At 38.9% G+C, this 16,597-nt stretch carries 15 protein-coding genes; 2 read left to right on the top strand and 13 right to left on the bottom strand.

Translation table 11 applies throughout. From position 1 onward, the window contains the following. Nucleotides 1–136 precede the first annotated feature (136 nt). Nucleotides 137–1,489, top strand: coding sequence for an MATE family efflux transporter (locus TR08_RS07405; protein ID WP_045517035.1), 1,353 nt, complete (start codon nt 137–139; stop codon nt 1,487–1,489). Nucleotides 1,490–1,550: 61 nt separating this feature from the next. Here the strand turns inward: TR08_RS07405 and TR08_RS07400 are convergent, their stop codons facing one another. The 5 genes from TR08_RS07400 to TR08_RS07380 form a co-directional block, all read right to left on the bottom strand. After that, complete coding sequence (locus TR08_RS07400; RefSeq protein ID WP_045517034.1) at nt 1,551–2,519, bottom strand: sugar phosphate isomerase/epimerase family protein; 969 nt, start codon at nt 2,517–2,519, stop codon at nt 1,551–1,553. Then, complete coding sequence (locus tag TR08_RS07395) at nt 2,516–3,535, bottom strand: Gfo/Idh/MocA family protein (RefSeq protein ID WP_045517033.1); 1,020 nt, start codon at nt 3,533–3,535, stop codon at nt 2,516–2,518. Before TR08_RS07395 ends, TR08_RS07400 begins: the two co-directional genes overlap by 4 nt. Then, the gene (locus TR08_RS07390) at nt 3,532–4,566 is read right to left on the bottom strand and encodes a Gfo/Idh/MocA family protein (protein ID WP_045517031.1); all 1,035 of its coding nucleotides are present in this window, start codon (nt 4,564–4,566) and stop codon (nt 3,532–3,534) included. The genes TR08_RS07395 and TR08_RS07390 overlap by 4 nt, the downstream gene beginning before the upstream one ends. A gap of 2 nt (nt 4,567–4,568) precedes the next feature. Continuing rightward, nucleotides 4,569–5,291 (bottom strand): ThuA domain-containing protein, encoded by a 723-nt coding sequence (locus tag TR08_RS07385; RefSeq protein WP_045517030.1) that lies wholly within the window; start codon nt 5,289–5,291, stop codon nt 4,569–4,571. A 108-nt stretch (nt 5,292–5,399) separates the two neighbouring features. Then, nucleotides 5,400–6,158 carry a sugar phosphate isomerase/epimerase family protein gene (locus tag TR08_RS07380; protein ID WP_045517029.1) on the bottom strand — a complete coding sequence of 253 codons (759 nt, stop codon included), beginning with the start codon at nt 6,156–6,158 and terminating at the stop codon, nt 5,400–5,402. A gap of 128 nt (nt 6,159–6,286) precedes the next feature. Between TR08_RS07380 and TR08_RS07375 the strand changes: the two genes are divergently transcribed. Continuing rightward, nucleotides 6,287–7,063, top strand: a complete 777-nt coding sequence (locus TR08_RS07375; protein ID WP_045517028.1) for an AraC family transcriptional regulator — start codon at nt 6,287–6,289, stop codon at nt 7,061–7,063. A gap of 45 nt (nt 7,064–7,108) precedes the next feature. On the opposite strand, the gene TR08_RS07370 is transcribed toward TR08_RS07375, so the two are convergent. From TR08_RS07370 to TR08_RS07335, 8 genes are all read right to left on the bottom strand, one after another. Further along, entirely contained in the window at nt 7,109–7,936 is an 828-nt protein-coding gene (locus TR08_RS07370; RefSeq protein ID WP_045517027.1) for a glycerophosphodiester phosphodiesterase, read from the bottom strand. Nucleotides 7,937–8,239: 303 nt separating this feature from the next. Continuing rightward, a complete protein-coding gene (locus tag TR08_RS07365; protein ID WP_045517026.1) occupies nt 8,240–9,988 on the bottom strand; it encodes a glycoside hydrolase family 35 protein in 1,749 nt (582 codons plus the stop codon). A 136-nt stretch (nt 9,989–10,124) separates the two neighbouring features. Beyond that, nucleotides 10,125–10,805: a YesL family protein gene (locus TR08_RS07360; RefSeq protein WP_045517025.1), complete on the bottom strand. Its 681-nt coding sequence runs from the start codon at nt 10,803–10,805 to the stop codon at nt 10,125–10,127. Between the two features lie 76 nt (nt 10,806–10,881). After that, nucleotides 10,882–12,498: an extracellular solute-binding protein gene (locus tag TR08_RS07355; RefSeq protein ID WP_045517024.1), complete on the bottom strand. Its 1,617-nt coding sequence runs from the start codon at nt 12,496–12,498 to the stop codon at nt 10,882–10,884. A 15-nt stretch (nt 12,499–12,513) separates the two neighbouring features. Then, a complete protein-coding gene (locus TR08_RS07350; RefSeq protein WP_045517023.1) occupies nt 12,514–13,395 on the bottom strand; it encodes a carbohydrate ABC transporter permease in 882 nt (293 codons plus the stop codon). Between the two features lie 13 nt (nt 13,396–13,408). Then, complete coding sequence (locus tag TR08_RS07345; protein ID WP_238579104.1) at nt 13,409–14,338, bottom strand: ABC transporter permease; 930 nt, start codon at nt 14,336–14,338, stop codon at nt 13,409–13,411. 85 nt (nt 14,339–14,423) lie between these two features. Next, complete coding sequence (locus TR08_RS07340; protein WP_045517022.1) at nt 14,424–15,575, bottom strand: Gfo/Idh/MocA family protein; 1,152 nt, start codon at nt 15,573–15,575, stop codon at nt 14,424–14,426. Between the two features lie 189 nt (nt 15,576–15,764). Continuing rightward, nucleotides 15,765–16,597: substrate-binding domain-containing protein (locus TR08_RS07335; RefSeq protein WP_045517020.1), on the bottom strand; the 833-nt coding region annotated here is incomplete at its 5' end.

The raw sequence follows: 16,597 nt of genomic DNA, 5'->3' as shown, positions 1-16,597 counted from the left end.
TGTTATAGTTTTAAAATAGCAAATTCAAATCCATATAACAATCTTATTATTTTTCCATTATCCTATTTCTAAATCATTCATATAGGAGTAAAATTAATCATAATTTTTAAATACTACTTAGGATTAGGAGAATATCGTGGAGGACCAGAATAACAAATATCAAGAACAGACTTTATTCAGTATTACCTGGCCGCTCTTTATTGAGCTGGCGCTTCATATGGGAATGGGGATTGTAGCTACGTTGATGTTAAGTCATTACTCCGATCAAGCAGTAGCTGGTGTTGGTGTAGCCAATCAACTGTTAAATATCTTCATTTTGGTATTTAATGTCACTTCCATTGGTGCAACTGTTTTAATCAGTCAAAACCTTGGTGCAGGAAGACTGCAGCGTGCAAGACAATTATCGTATTCCGTATTTGGATTGAATTTCTGGTTTGGAATATCGATTGCCATTATTGTTTTTAGTTTAGGAGAACCGCTGCTGCGATTCTATGATATTCATGGAGCCGTTTTTGACTACGGACTTACTTTTGTCCGAATATGTGCACTTTCACTCTTTTTCGAATCCTTATCTCTGGCTTTAAGTGCAATTCTTCGCAGTCATGGATATACCAAGGAATCGATGATGGTAACAGTTTATATGAATTTAATAAGTATTGGCGGAAATATCATTGCAACTACCGGAATCTTTGGTCTGCCGGTTACTGGTGTGACTGGTGTATCCTGGGCAATCTTTGCAGCGCGAGCCTATGCTGTTTGCGCTCTATTATATTTGTTATATAGCAGACTTTCTTTGAAAATAGTAATCAAGGACATATTCAACGCAAGAAAAGAAGATATCCGAGGATTGCTCGAGATAGGGATTCCGTCAGCTGGTGAAAATCTTTCCTACCAATTATCTCAGGTGGTCATTACTAGCTTTGTTGTTACAATGGGGACTGCCTCATTAGCAGGACGAGTATATATTTTAAATATTAGCATGCTATGCTTTTTGTTCACAGTCGCGATTGCTCAAGGAACCCAGTTGTTAGTAGCAAGGTACATTGGTGGTAGACAATTTGATCGTGCCTTAAAACGTGGAATTCGGACGTTAAAGATAGCTATGCTTGCTTCAACGCTGGCATCATTAGTCATCGCCATAGGCGGAGACACTATCCTGGATTTATTTACGAAAGATCCAGAAATAATTATGGTTGGGCTTCCTGTTTTATGGGCCATTGTCTTTGTCGAACCCGGAAGAGCAATGAATATTGTCTTAATGAACTCGTTAAAATCTGCTGGAGATGTTCGTTTTCCCGTTATTATTGGAATTATTTCTATGTGGGGAATTGCGGTACCCCTTAGTTATTTTTTTGGTGTTCATTACGGCTTAGGACTTTTAGGGATATGGTTTGCTCAAGGAATAGATGAGTGGCTGCGCGGTTGCTTTGCTTTAAAACGCTGGCTTACGAAGCCTTGGGAGAGGTTTACTAAAGCAGTAATAAATTAGAAAGAATAAAGTAGTAAAAAAACTTAAGGGATGACAGGTCCCTTAAGTTTTTTTGTCCATTTTACACCCACCACATTTGAGAAACAGGGTCTTCAATTAAAACAGATTTCAAATTGGCCACCGCACGTTTAAACCCTTCATCAATTGACATAATTGGGTCTTCATGCTCGATGCTGACGACATAATCATAGCCATACGTACGAAGCGCACTCATCATGTCTGACCAATCTTTTAAACTATGCCCGCAGCCAACAGAACGAAATGTCCATGCCCGTGTTCTTACTTCCCCGTATGGCTGCATATCCGTTAATCCGTACATATTCACATTGTCTTGGTCAATGTATGTGTCTTTCGCATGGAAATGATGAATTGCCTTTTCCTTTGCTAAAATTTTGATTGCAGCTACTGGGTCAATTCCCTGCCACCATAAATGGCTTGGGTCTAAGTTGGCACCAATGGCATCGCATGTTTCTTCACGAAGTTTTAGTAGTGTGTAAGGCGTGTGTACTAAAAAGCCTCCATGAAGCTCCAGCCCAATCTTCACATTGTGTTCCTTCGCATACTGACCGACTTCTTTCCAGTAAGGGATTAATTTTTCTTCCCATTGCCATTTTAGAACATCCCCAAATTCATTCGGCCATGGTGTTACTGGCCAATTTGGATATTTCGCTCCTTCATGGTCCCCAGCTGTACCTGAAAAACAGTTCACAACTGGGACGCCTAAAAGTGATGCCAGTTTAATGGTTTTTAATAGTGTCTCATGAGAAGTTTTTGCAAATCCTTCTTCAGGTGATATGGGATTTCCATGACAGCTAAATGCGCTTATTGTTAACCCTCTTTCCTCCACTTGTTTTACGTAAAGATTGCGAGCTTCCCCACTCTCTAATAATCGTTCTAAATCACAATGGCTGTTCCCTGGGTAACATCCTGTCCCAATCTCAACAGCATGAAGACCAGCCTCCTTAACAGTGTCCAGCATTTCTTCAAAAGATTTATCTGCAAAAAGTACCGTAAAAACCCCTAGTTTCATAATTTATTTCCCTCACTCTCATAAATCTGATCAATAATCTGAGAAACCTGAAGTGCCTCTTCTGGTTTTACCACTAGCTCATCCAATCCAAGGCATGTTTCAATAAAGTTCTTCGCCTGTGGCAGACCTGGATCTTCTTCACCAGGAATCCAGGCAGCTTCACTATTTAGGAGCATTCCATTCTTGGTCGTATAAAGTTCAAATGGGAAGACACTTAATCCGCCATCCACTCCGGAGATGCTGAGATGCTCGGCGTCATCCTTAATATTGGCGGCCCATGATGTTTCAAACAACATGGAAGCACCACTTTCAAATTGAATATATGCAGTCACATGATCATCGACATTAAAGTTTTCATGATTAAACGAACCCCATTGGTTCACTTGATCAGTCATCTTACTTAATGTGTTATAGGCGGTGCCTGTCACCGTGAGATGTTTTGGATTTCCCATCAGCCAAAGAGCTAAGTCTAGCAGATGACATCCATAATCAATCAAGCTGCCGCCGCCCTGCAGATCTTTGTTGGTAAAAACTCCCCATCCTGGTACTTTACGGCGTCTCAATGCCTGAACCCTTATCACAAGCGGTGCACCCACGTCTTGCATGGCTTTCTTGGCGGCTTGTGCTTCTTTCATAAAACGGTAATGATACGCAATGGCGAGAACTTTATCTGCTTTATTAGAAGCCGTGACCATCGCTTCGCATTCCTCCGTACGTAACGCCATCGGCTTCTCACACAATACATGTACTCCCGCTTCGAAGGCAGCAATCGTAATTTCTGCGTGGAATTTATTTGGCGTGCAAATACATACGGCATCAACCTCTGAAAAAAGCTCATGATAATCCGCGAAAACATGAGAGATGTTATATTTTTCAGCGGTTTCCTGAGCACGTTCGAAATTGACATCACTTAAAGCTGTAATTTCACAAATATCATTCAATTGGAGAAATGAAGGAATATGTCGGCCCAAGGCAATACCGCCAACCCCGATGATTCCTATACGAAGTTTTTTCATCGTTCTCTCACTCTTACAATTTGTTTTGTTTCATTGGACTCTAGTGCCGCTAAAATTACCTCTAATGACCTCATGCCTTCCTCACCTGTGACTGGCACTTCTTCATTATTAATAACAGAATCTACAAATTTATTAATTACATGTGTAGTATTCTGACCCCCTGCATCATTTGACTGAATTTTGCCAAGCTGATAATTCACAACTTCTCCATTCGCATATTGAACAACAAGAGAATTTACAGGGTCTTCCTCTAATCGAAGGATCGCTTTTTCCCCATAGATTATGGTTGAGTTATCTTCCTTGCTCACATAAGACCAGCTAGCGGCAAGAGTTCCGATGATTCCACTTTCGGTTTTTAAAACACAAACCGCATTATCATCAACATCAGCGAAATTCTTTGCACTTGTTTCAACAAAGGATCCTACTTCAGTAATTTCTTCACCTAACACATAGCGCAGTAAATCGGTCTTGTGTACACCTAAATCGCCCATTGCACCAACAAATGCCTTTTCTTTCTCAAAGAACCAGCTGTCTTTACCATCAACACTCCAGCCTTCTGGTCCTCCATGTCCGAATGCGGTACGGAAGCTGTAAATCTTGCCGACTTCTCCGCTTTGGATTAACTGACGTGCTCTTTGGTGTGATGGTACAAATCGCTGATTATGAGCAATCATTAACTTCTTACCATTTGCTTTAGCTGCTGCAATCATCTCTTCTGCTTCTTGTTTTGATGTTGCCATTGGTTTTTCACAGAGAACATGAACACCAGCGTTTAAAGCTTCAATTGAAATTGGTGCATGAAGATAGTTTGGTGTACAAACGCTGACGGCGTCCACCAAACCATTGCATAATAACTCTTCATAGCTCGTATAAGCTTTAGCTCCATATTTTTCAGCTGTGGCTTGGGCACGTTCCTCATTGATATCACAAACGGCAACTAGCTCAACATTTTTATTCAGTTTATATTCTGGTAAATGGCGATACTGAGCAATACTGCCGCACCCTATTACACCGACTCTTAATTTTTCCATTCTTATTTCCCTCCAATTACTTCTAGTGGTTTCGTGTTTCCATAGACAGGGCGCTCACGCTTTACAGGTTGAGCCCATTTCACTGCATTGCTAATGACACGTTGAATGTCTTTGTTGTGGTAAGTAGGATAGGTTTCATGACCTGGTCGGAAGTAAAATACCCTTCCACTTCCGCGCTTGTAAGTACAGCCGCTGCGGAAAACTTCTCCGCCTTCAAACCAGCTGGTGAAAATGAGCTCATCTGGCTGCGGGATATCAAAATGCTCCCCATACATTTCTTCTTTTTCTAATTCAATATACTCAGAAATACCTTCTGTAATAGGATGACTTGGGCTCACAACCCAAAGGCGTTCTTTTTCATCTGCTTCGCGCCATTTTAAATCACAGCTTGTTCCCATTAAAGTTTTAAAGATTTTCGAGAAATGACCAGAATGAAGAACAATCAGACCCATGCCATCAAGAACTCGCTGCTGAATCTTTTGGACAATTTCATCCTTTACTTCTCCATGTGCTAAATGCCCCCACCAAACTAATACGTCTGTATTGTCTAGAACTTCATCCGTTAAGCCATGCTCTGGTTCGTCTAGAGTAGCAGTCCCTGCTTCGAAGCCGTCTGCCTTTAAAAATTCTGCAATCGTACCATGAATTCCTTTAGGGTATATATCTCTTACAACAGGATTTTTTTGTTCGTGACGGTTTTCATTCCAAACTGTTACTTTAACCAAAATAAACAACTCCTTTTCAGTTTACGTTATCTTTTATTTTAATGGATAAGACAATTAATGAAACGGCTTACATTGACACAAAGGGTGTAAAATATTGAACTCAATAACTTAATTAACCTTCACTGATTTTAAGTAATTAATGCTGATTTCAATGCTTTCAAAGGGTGAACGGCGGCAAACATCCTGCTCAACCACCCACCACTCAACACCGTTTTCCTTTCCTTTATGGAGCACGGCTTCAATATCTACTCCGCCTGTCCCAAGCTCAGCAAAAAATTGTTTATTATCTGTCGTCATGTCTTTCAAATGAATGAGCGGTGCTCGATTTTTGTAACGATTCATCCACTCAACCGGGTTTTCGCCAGCTTTTGTCAACCAATACACATCCAGCTCTGCCTTTATATTGTTCGCATTTGTTTTATCAAAAATTGTTTCAAGGATTGTACTGCCAGTGGAAAAACGCTCTAGTTCAAAATCATGGTTATGATAGCAAAGGATGATGCCTTCCTTACGACAAGTTTCACCAGCTTTGTCTAAAAATGAAATAAGTGCTTTGTAATCCTCTATGCTGCGGCGTTCTGGCTGTAAATACGGACAAACCACGTAACGGCTATCTAATAATTTCTGGTCTTCTATGACTTGGTATAGATTCTTTTCCAAGTCTTCCAGCGGCACGTGGCTGGCTGCTGCCCTTAGCCCAAATTCATCTAATAACACTTTTACCTCTTTCGCAGTCAATCCGCCATACCCCGCGAATTCAACACCATCAAAGCCAAGCTCAGCTACTTTTTTTAACGTTCCAGCAAAATCTTGTACACTCTCTTCCCGCAACGTGAACATTTGGACAGCAATTGGAATGCTTGTCATCCTTCTCCCCCATTTCTTGGAACATACCTTATTTGATTACATCATAATGGCTGTATCTGCAATTAAACATAGATGATATAATTAAAACATCTACTATTTTGCTTTTTTATAAAAAAAGAGGAATGTTTATGACAACGGACACATTTTTTTGCGGCTATTCGTATCACACAAATGGATATCACTCTCAGCATAAATCAGGATACCCCTCTTATCTATTCCGCCTGCAAACAGAAGGCATTTGTGAAGTAGTAGTGAAGGGTAGAAAAATGGAGCTCGAGAAAGGAGACCTTCTGCTCATAAAACCAGGGGATCACTATGAACTACTGGTAAATGCAGGCCAAAACAGCGGCGACTATCACTTAGTATGCGAAGGTGCATGGGTGGACGAATGGTGGAACCGTTCCGAAAAGCCTGATGTCTCCAGAATCGATTTGGATGATAAGCTGCTGGTTCTATGGCGGCATATCATGATTGAAAAACGCCGTCCAACCTCCAGCCAAAACGAAGAGCTCACAAGCTATTTGCTGCGAGCTCTCTGCTTAACTTTAGAACGGGCCATTAATGAAACAGTGCCTTCTTTCAACGGTCCCTATACTGTGACAAGGATGATGCGATACATAGAAGAACATGCCACAACCGCATTTAAAGTCGAGGATGTGGCGAGGCATGCTGGTCTTAGCATCTCCCGGTCCGTTCATCTATTCAAAAGCAGCGTTGGAAAAACGATGATTGAATATGCCCTTGAAATCCGTTTATCCGCTGCAATTGAACGAATGAAATACACATCCTTGACACTAGAGCAAATTGCCGAGGATTGCGGCTTCGGCAGCTATCCCTATTTTCATAGAGTATTTCATAAGAGATATGGCGTTGCTCCAGGGGTATACAGACGTCTGGAATACTAGAAAAAAGAGGGATGAAAGCTTTCCCTCTTTTGGTGATAGTTTGTCCTATTTTCTTGGATCTACATAATCAGGATAATCCGTAATAATTCCGTCTACGTTCATATCTAAAAGGAAATCAGCTGCTTCTTGGCTGCGAACCGTCCAGGATTGAATTTTCATTCCAAGCGAGTGCACTTGATTAACCAATTCTTTTGATACGATTCCGTAGCTTGGGTTAAAGTAATCAGCATAAGTCGCAAATTCTTTCAAAGCTTGTTCTGTTGTGTGGGCTCTATTGGATGTAAGGACACCAATCGGCACCTTTGGAAGCAAGCTGTTTGTTATTTTCATAGATTCAAAATTAAACGATTGAATAATAATCTTTTCATTTTGCTGTTTATCGAGGTTCCGCTCTTTTAATTTCTGTGCAACCTGTTCTTCAATTCCAGGATAAAGCTCAGGTGCCTTTAATTCTATTAAAATACCAACTTTTCCATGGTAACGGTCAAGAATTTCATCGAAGGTAGGGATTTTTTCTCCTTTGAATTCTTCACCCTTCCAGCTGCCAGCATCAAGGCTTCTGATTTGTTCAAAGGTTAAATCCTTCACACTTCCTGTCCCATCAGTTGTTCTGTCAACCGTTGTATCATGAATGATGACTAATTCCCCATCCTTGCTTCTTTGGACATCAATTTCAATATAATCAACTTTCATATCAACGCCTTTATCAAAAGCGGCAACCGTATTTTCCGGTGCATAACCTGCTGCACCACGGTGAGCAACATTATCCACTTTTCGTAACTCCCCAGTTGTTTCTGCTGCAAAGGCCTGTTGAAAAGGACTAAATAATAAACTAAAAGCCAGGCCTGCTCCAATCACAAACGATTTTTTCATTGTTCTCCATCTCCCTTTTATTTGTGTTATACTACAAATAAAATTTTACGGGGAAATTGTTTAGCACATATGTAGTTACCATTTAGACTTGATTAAAGTCATGTAAATAAACATAGTGAAATATTCATACATAAATTTACAAAAAAGTCGTTCTTTTTCCTATTGTAAAAAAAATAAGCAGAGCATAGGATCCTATCTCTGCTTATCACTGATTCACATATTCTGCAACACGATCAAAGGGCAAAAGTGTTGCCCTACCTGTTTAGAGTGGATACAAGTTCAAACATAACAGCCAAGCCTTGCTTACCCAAGTATTGAACAATCTGATAAAGTAACACATCTTCCTTCATTTCCATGTAATTCGAACAAAATAATTTCATTTTCTCCTTCTTTTAAAAGGGGCGCAGGAATATACAAAGTTTTCTGCGGACCAATCTCCCAATACCTGCCAAGATTAAATCCGTTAATATAGGCAATTCCCTTTTTCCATCCTTCGAGATTTAAGAAAGTATCTGCTTGCTCATCAATATGGAAAATGCCCTTATAAAAAGCTGGTAAGCTATCGTCATTTCCCTTTTTCGTTTCAAATCGAAGCTTTGAAAGGTCATTTAAAGGAAGTGAATGTATCGTCCAGTGGTACAAAAATTGTCCACCTAAGCAAACACCTTCCGTGATTCCCTTGTAATCTTTCAATCTTGGACCATAGTTTATCCGTCCCATATTTTCTACTAAAATACTTAATGTTGCTCCTTCAGCAGGAATAGTAAGAAAAATTTGATCGTCCTTATTCCCGCGCTCAATGACCCCTTTGTAGACACCATCTAAAAAGATTAAGGCACGATCATGAACATCCTGAATAATAAGCTTTGTTTCTGGTCTTGGACCTGATATATGTGTCGTATAAAGTATGAATCCGTAGTCCTGACCAACAGATTCCATCGTTTCAGGGCATGTTCTTTCTATTGGTGTGGAAAGTTGATTAAGAGCATTAAATAGTGAAACTTGCTCCGTTAACTGAACTTCACCATAGTTTTTCTTTCTTACAGGTTCAGGCAATTGAAGTGGATCTAATTTTACATATTTTGAAATCACTTCACGGACTTTAAAAAATTTATCAGTCGGCTCGCCACATTCATTAAGTAAAGAATCGTAATCATAGCTTGTTACTGTAGGCTGGTACTTATCTACATAATTAGCACCGTTGTAAAAGCCGAAATTCGAACCGCCGTGGAACATATAGAAATTAACAGATGCATTCGCTGCCAGCATTCGATCTAATACATCTGCAACATCATCTGCGTCCCTCGTATGGTGTTCTCCTCCCCAATGATCAAACCAGCCGTTCCAATACTCCATGCACATTTTCGGAGCATTTGCCTGGTATTCATGCAATTTCGCAAATGCCTCTTCGGGCCTTGATCCGAAATTCACAGTTTCCAAAACTCCTGGCACCATTCCTCCTTGGAACATGAAGTCAATAGGACCATCTGACGTGAATAAAAGTACATCGATACCTCTATTCACCATTCCGTCTCTCAAGTAGTCCATATACTTGAGATCATTTCCATAGCTTCCATACTCATTTTCAATTTGCATAGCAATGATTGGCCCGCCGTTCGTACATAACAAAGGTTTTAACTTCGGCATTAAGACATCGTAATAAGCATCTACTTTTTCCAGAAACGGCTGATGAAAACAGCGCAAGCGAATATTGGGGTCTGCTAATAACCATGAAGGCAAACCTCCAAATTCCCATTCAGCACAAATATATGGGCTCGGGCGTACGATTACGTATAACCCAGCTTCTTCAGCTGTCTTGATAAATCGGAGGAGATCTGCCCCTCCCTCGAAATTAAACAGACCTTGCTTCGGTTCATGGATATTCCAGGCTACGTACGTTTCAACTGCATTAAATCCGCAAGATTTAAGTTTAACAAGTCTATCTTTCCAATACTCTGGAACAACTCGAAAATAATGAATCGCACCTGAAATAAGCTGAGTCGGCTTTCCATCGATTATGAATTGATCGTTTTCAGTTGTAAAAATGGCCATAAATATCTCCTCCAAGATGAACATTTCTTCTAATCAATAAACATATATTCCTTCATATGTTGTATCTACTTCTTTAACTAAAGGATCATCCTTTTTGTTCAATATTTGTATTCACTGTTGAGATGCTGCTTAATCCTTAAAGTGTTTCATAGTGGATTTTTTTTACACGACCGGCTTTATATTTGTTTGCCGCCCCCTCTGGTTTTTGTTCCGCTTTTTTAAATACCTTAAGAGAGACCCACATAATAAACAGAGCAAACAAACCGACACTAAAGAAAGGAATCAAACCTGGGACCCATAAAAATAGACGATATAAGCCAAAACATCCAAACATAGCTAATAGTGTATAGATTGGCGAGGATATTCCTAGAATCAAGGACATTGTAAAGTATTGAAAAAATTTCAAATCAAAGTGAACATAAACTGGAAAGATATAAATAAGCAATATGAAGAACAGAATACTAATCGTGAGTAAACCTATTAATAGAAATAGATAGACAAAACCTTCTGTAAGTCGCATAATAGAAAAATTCATATAAAGTAAGAAACTTAGTAAAAATAAAACAAGGCCCATGGCATTCGCCCTCCAAAAATCTTTACGGAAAGCATTCCAAAAAACTTTAATTAATGTTCGATTATTTTCTTCTCCCATCATCCACTTCCGAACAACGGTTAACATCCCAATAGTAGCTGGCACAATTCCTAAAATGATAACTCCGCACAGTGTAAATGCCACCCACAGGCCCTGAATGAGGACTAATTTCAAGACGATTTCAGAAAACCGATAAAACTTTCCAATTAGACTATTTGATTCCACACGATTCTCCCCTTTCCATATTTATACACAAAAACTCATATGGATAGCAGTGCGCCATCCATATGAGTCTAATGGATTATTTATCTTTGTATCTCTTATAAGCTGCTTCATTTATTTCCATAAAGCGTTCAAGACCCATTTTTTCCAATGTTTTAACATAGTTGTCCCATTCATCGAATGACTTCTTGCCTGTAATAAAATTTGCAGTCATTTCTGTAACAAATGTGTTAATGTCTGTAGAAAGTGCAGACAGCTCACTTGACTCATCGACAGTGAAATTAAAGTTCGGCCAGATTTCATCCTGTTTAAGGGTAAGTGGTTCTGCCTTCTCAGCATTCTCTAAACTTGCTGCAGATCCTTCTGCACCTTGGAAATATTTTTCCTTAACAACTCCAGGATAATATCCACCAGGCCATGTTAAATATTTGCTTATAGCTTGGTCGAGATTCAGTCCATCAGGGTTTTTGGTGATTTCATCGGTATATTCGAATTCACCATTCTTTTCAGTATAAGTAACACCTTCAAATCCCATAAAGAACATTTTTATGCCTTCCTCGCTGTAGAAATGGTCGATCCATCGAACGGAAGCTTCTGGATTCTTATTTTTATCAGTTATAACGAACATCCCTGCACTACCCAATGGGGATCCGATTGCCGTATTTAATCGATCGCCATTTGGACCCTCAATTACAGGCATACCGACATATCCATCTAAGTTCAATAAAGTTTTAGGATCGATTTCAGGCAGCACTCCATAAACACCTTTTGCAGCAACTGCATTAAATTTTGAAGAATCAGGGGTAAAGACATTTTTATCAATTAAACCCTCAGTGTATAACTTATTTACATAGGTTAGCAGCTGTTTGTATTCTTTGGATGTTGGCTGGAATCTTAATTTATCTCCTTTTGGATCTAAGTCGATATTCCCATTCGATGTTCCGTGATTGTTTAAACCAACTGATCCTTTAAGGAAACTAATGATTTGATCGATACTGTACGATGCCCCTAATGGGATCTCATCTGCCTGACCGTTTCCGTTTGGATCATCTTCCTTGAACTTCTTCAATACTTCGTATAGCTCATCCCAAGTTTTAGGTTCTTCTAGTCCTAATTTGTTTAACCAGTCCTTCTGTATCCATGGAGTTCCGATGTGCAGTCCTTTAAAATTTGGATCAAAGAATGCAGGGAATCCATAAATATTCCCATCAGCCATGGTTATCCCTTGTTTAACAATAGGATATTCATCCATAATCTTCTTAAGGTTTGGAGCATATTTGTCAATTAGGTCATTAAGGGGAAGAAAAGCCCCTTGCTGACCATACTTAAGAAGGTCAGATTTTGGTACAGCTGATGCAAACAATAAATCAGGATAGTCTCCACTTGCTAACATAAGATTACGCTTTTCTGCCACTGCTTCAGTAGAAACCGTTTCCCAATTAACATGAATATTCGTCATTTTTTCATATTCTTTCCAAAGCATAAGTTCTTCCCAATTCTCTGGAGTTAAAAACCTTGCAGCAAATGCATCTAGTTCAATTTTCTCTTTTACAATCGGCATGTTCGTCTTATTGAGATTATCTTTGTTTTCTTTGCTAGCCTCAGTAGCTGCCTCTTTGTCTTTACACCCGCTTAGCAAAATGGATACTGCTAAAGCACCTGTAATAACACTTGTTAAATACTTTTTACCCTTCATTTGACATCCCCCTATTTATCCTTTAATTGAGCCAACCATGAATCCTTTTACAAAGTATCTTTGCAAGAACGGATACAGGATCATCATTGGCAAGTTTGATACAATCAAGACGGCATATTTCAAGCCTTCTACACTCAGCTGCTGTTTAAAAAAGCTTTCTGAGTTTGCTTTAATCATTTCATCCATTTCACCTTTGATCAGTATTTCTCTTAACACTAATTGAAGTGGAAAATTCTCTTTATCTGACAAATAAATTAAAGCATGAAAATAGGAATTCCAATGTCCCACAGCGTAAAACAAAACCATAACAGCAATAACAGGCATCGAAAGGGGTAAAACAATATTTATCAAAATTCGGATATTCCCGCATCCGTCAATCTGTGCTGACTCCTGCAGCTCAAGAGGGATCGTCGTTTGAAAAAACGTCCGCATAATGATAATGTTCCAGACCGCAACTGCATTTGGTATAACCATAACCCAGAACGTATCGATCATTCCAAGGTCTCGAATAAGTAAATACGTAGGAATTAATCCTCCGCCAAAAAACATCGTGAATACAAAAATCGCCATAATCACATTTCGTCCGTAAAAGTCTTTTCTCGATAACGGGTATGCAGCCATAATTGTCATGATTACGTTTATAAGTGTTCCGAAAGTAGTATATTTAAGTGTATTGATAAATCCATTCACGATATCTTCATTCGCGAACACCTTTTTATAAGCATCTAAATTAAATCCTTTTGGCCAGAGCCACATTTCCCCTGTCAAGATATAGGCTGGATTACTAAAAGAAGCGCTTACAACAAAATATAAAGGATATAAAATAAGCAATGCGATTATAGCCAAAAAGAAATAATTGAAAAAACTGAACACTTTGTCCGAAGTAGAATTCTGCAATCTGGTTCACCACCTACCATAAACTTGTATTATTGATTTTCTTAGCAAAATAGTTAACCATCACAAGCATAATGAAGTTAATTATTGAATTGAATAACCCAACAGCAGCGGAGAAGCTATACTGTGCCTCCAAAATACCGCTCCTATAAACAAACGTTGAAATCACATCTGATGTCGACATGTTCAAACTGTTTTGCATTAAGAATACCTTTTCAAATCCGACAGACATTACAGAGCCTGCATTTAAGATGAAAAGGATAACAATCGTTGGCATAATCGCAGGAATGTTAATATACCAAATTCTTTGGATTCTTGACGCACCATCAATCATTGCCGCTTCGTGCTGTGAATGATCAACAGCTGTAAGGGCAGCAAGGTAGATAATCGAGCTCCACCCCATCGTTTGCCAAACATCTGAGAATACATAAAGAGTTTTAAACCAGCCTGCTTCAGTCATAAAATCAATGGGAGTACCCCCAACTAAGGTGATCACCTGATTAATTAGACCATCTGATTTTAAAAACAGCATCAACATTCCCACCACTACAACAGTGGATAAAAAGTGTGGTGCATAAATCACTGTTTGAACGAATTTTTTAAACTTTGAATTTCTTACTTCATTGAGCATTAGTGCGATAATAATCGGAATTGGGAACGATATAGCCAGCGTATAAATACCAATTCCCAAGGTATTCTTTATAAGCCTCCAAAAATAGTAGCTATCAAAAAATCGTTCGAAGTGTTTCATTCCTACCCATGGACTATCCCATATGCCTTTCGTAGCAATAAAATCTTTAAAAGCAATTTGGATCCCATACAATGGAAGATAATGAAAGATAATAAAGTAAGCGATTACAGGAGAAATTAATAAATACAGATCCCAATTTTTACGAAATGACTTCTTCAAAATTGTCCACTTTGACAAGGAAGCTTCTGTTTTTATTTCTGATAAGCTAGTATGCTGAATACTAGTTTTGTTTTGAACAATTTTTTCCAAGGTTTCTCCCCCTTCTCTTAGCGCAAGTTAATTACACAGATTTAACAGCTGGACCTTGACTGACCTCAATTACCTTTCCGCCCGAGCGAATGGACTCAGTTGCTGCACATCCTACCGCGACACTCATTCTTCCTGCATATGGTGTTGTTAAAGGATGCTTATTGTTTAAGACTAGCTCGACAAAGTCGTTGCATATTTTCGGATCTGCACCGCCGTGACTGCCTTGTTCTTTTTTCATGTCATATGTTATATCACTTAATTCATTCCAGGAGTTTGATTTTCTGGTTTTAACATATATTTTGTCATTTACATCGTCGTTCTCTACTCTTCCTTTTGTCCCAATAAAGGTATAGTTTCTAGAATAATCAGGCGTAAAATGACATTGCAAGTAGGATGCTTTAATTCCGCCTTCAAGCTCCATGATCAACATATTGTTGTCTTCGACATCAATTTCTTCCCGGAAAGCACATTGAGTCAGAATTTTCAGACTCGCTTCGGTACAAGTATCCTTTTCATCACATGTTGGACATGTTAACGTATTTGGTTTATCTCCGCCATAAAAATCTAGTCCTCCAAAAGCCGATACCTTTTTCGTATATTTTCCCGTAATCCAATGGATCACATCGAGATCATGAGAACCTTTTTGCAATAAAAGCGAAGTCGTATTTTTAGCTGTTCCATGCCAGTCATGATAATAAAAGTATCCGCCAAATCCGACAAAGTGCCTTACCCAAACAGCTTTGAGATCACCAATCACCCCTGAATCAATAATCTCTTTCATTGTTTGGTACATACTCATATAACGCATATTAAATCCAACCATCAAATGCTTTCCGGACTTTTTCGATTCCTCAATAATCCGGTCACATCCCTCTACTGTAATCGCTAAGGGCTTTTCACAATAGACATGTTTACCGGCTTGCAGAGCTGCAATGGCATGTTCTTCATGCAAATAATCAGGAGATAAAATAGCAACTGCATCAATGTCTTTACGTTCTAACAATTCTCGATAATCTGTTGTTATATATGCATGTTCATTAATTTTTTCTTGAAATTCCTTAAGCCTTGTCATAGAAACATCTGCCGCTCCTACAACAACCGATTTCCCGCCGGGGCTATGCCAATACTTTGCAATTCCACTCCGTAGTCCTGCTCCAATGATACCTATTCTAACTGTATCCATTTTTATCACTCCAAATCTAAACTAGTAAACTGTCGAAATCGGACTAGCAACAACTGGTGGACCACCTCCTTAAATTTACCCCATCTGTTTTCCGGAAAACCATCCAAACGTTTTCCAATATTTCAAAAAAAACATACCGAAATTTTCTTTATTTTTCCAAAAAGGTACAAGAGGGGGAGCCCATGTTCATTAAATCTTTGATGATTCACGCATAACCAATTGGAAAGGAACAAGAATCTTAACAGACAGCTTTGTTTTCTCTTCAACCCGATCAATTATCGTTTTAGCTGCCAGCTCACCTATTTCATATTTTGGGATGTCGATTGTTGTAAGTGGTGGTGATGAGTATTTGGACATCTCAATATTATCTAAACCTACAAATGCAATATCTTCCGGAATTCTCAATTTATTTTCAACTACTGCCCTCATTGCAGCGAGTGCCATCATGTCACTTGCACAAAACATAGCTGTTGGCAGATTATGAGCACAATCCTTTAACATCCTTGACATGCTTTCATAACTAATTTCCATAAACCACTTTGTATTGTAGATCCATTCAGGATGGATAATAAGTCCAGCTTCACTCAGCGCTTTTTGATAGCCTATAAATCGTTTTTCTCCTTCTAAATTTTCGTATTCCTCACCAATACCGCCGCCAAGGAAACCTATTTTTTTATGTCCTTGTTGAATTAAATGCTCTACAGCCATTTTTCCAGCTTCTTCCCGATCAAAATCGATGACGGAAATATTTTTATCTGGATAGTGAATATCAACACCGACGACAGGCATATATTGCATAATGTACTCCAAAGTGTTGTCATCAATGTTACCACACAGAATTAGCCCTTCTATACCCCATTCATGTACAAACTTAAGAAGTTGAGTTTCATTTTGAAGTTCCTCTTTATATATATTTATTAAGGTATAGCCAGCATTCAATATATAGTCACTAATCCCTGCGAAAACTTTTGAATAGTAAGGAGTTTTTTCAACTAAATTGGGTTGGGCAACCCAACCAATTC

This window comes from Neobacillus niacini, from assembly GCF_000759675.1.
GTDB lineage: Bacteria > Bacillota > Bacilli > Bacillales > Cytobacillaceae > Neobacillus > Neobacillus niacini_A.
This window is presented reverse-complemented; position numbering and strand designations above follow the sequence as displayed.

Excerpts from the sequence above, each read along its gene's own strand:
- TR08_RS07400 (WP_045517034.1), bottom strand. The coding sequence starts at position 2,519 with ATGAAACTAGGGGTTTTTACGGTACTTTTTGCAGATAAATCTTTTGAA.
- TR08_RS07395 (WP_045517033.1), bottom strand. The coding sequence starts at position 3,535 with ATGAAAAAACTTCGTATAGGAATCATCGGGGTTGGCGGTATTGCCTTG.
- TR08_RS07390 (WP_045517031.1), bottom strand. The coding sequence starts at position 4,566 with ATGGAAAAATTAAGAGTCGGTGTAATAGGGTGCGGCAGTATTGCTCAG.
- TR08_RS07380 (WP_045517029.1), bottom strand. The coding sequence starts at position 6,158 with ATGACAAGCATTCCAATTGCTGTCCAAATGTTCACGTTGCGGGAAGAG.
- TR08_RS07375 (WP_045517028.1), top strand. The coding sequence starts at position 6,287 with ATGACAACGGACACATTTTTTTGCGGCTATTCGTATCACACAAATGGA.
- TR08_RS07370 (WP_045517027.1), bottom strand. The coding sequence starts at position 7,936 with ATGAAAAAATCGTTTGTGATTGGAGCAGGCCTGGCTTTTAGTTTATTA.
- TR08_RS07365 (WP_045517026.1), bottom strand. The coding sequence starts at position 9,988 with ATGGCCATTTTTACAACTGAAAACGATCAATTCATAATCGATGGAAAG.
- TR08_RS07355 (WP_045517024.1), bottom strand. The coding sequence starts at position 12,498 with ATGAAGGGTAAAAAGTATTTAACAAGTGTTATTACAGGTGCTTTAGCA.
- TR08_RS07340 (WP_045517022.1), bottom strand. The coding sequence starts at position 15,575 with ATGGATACAGTTAGAATAGGTATCATTGGAGCAGGACTACGGAGTGGA.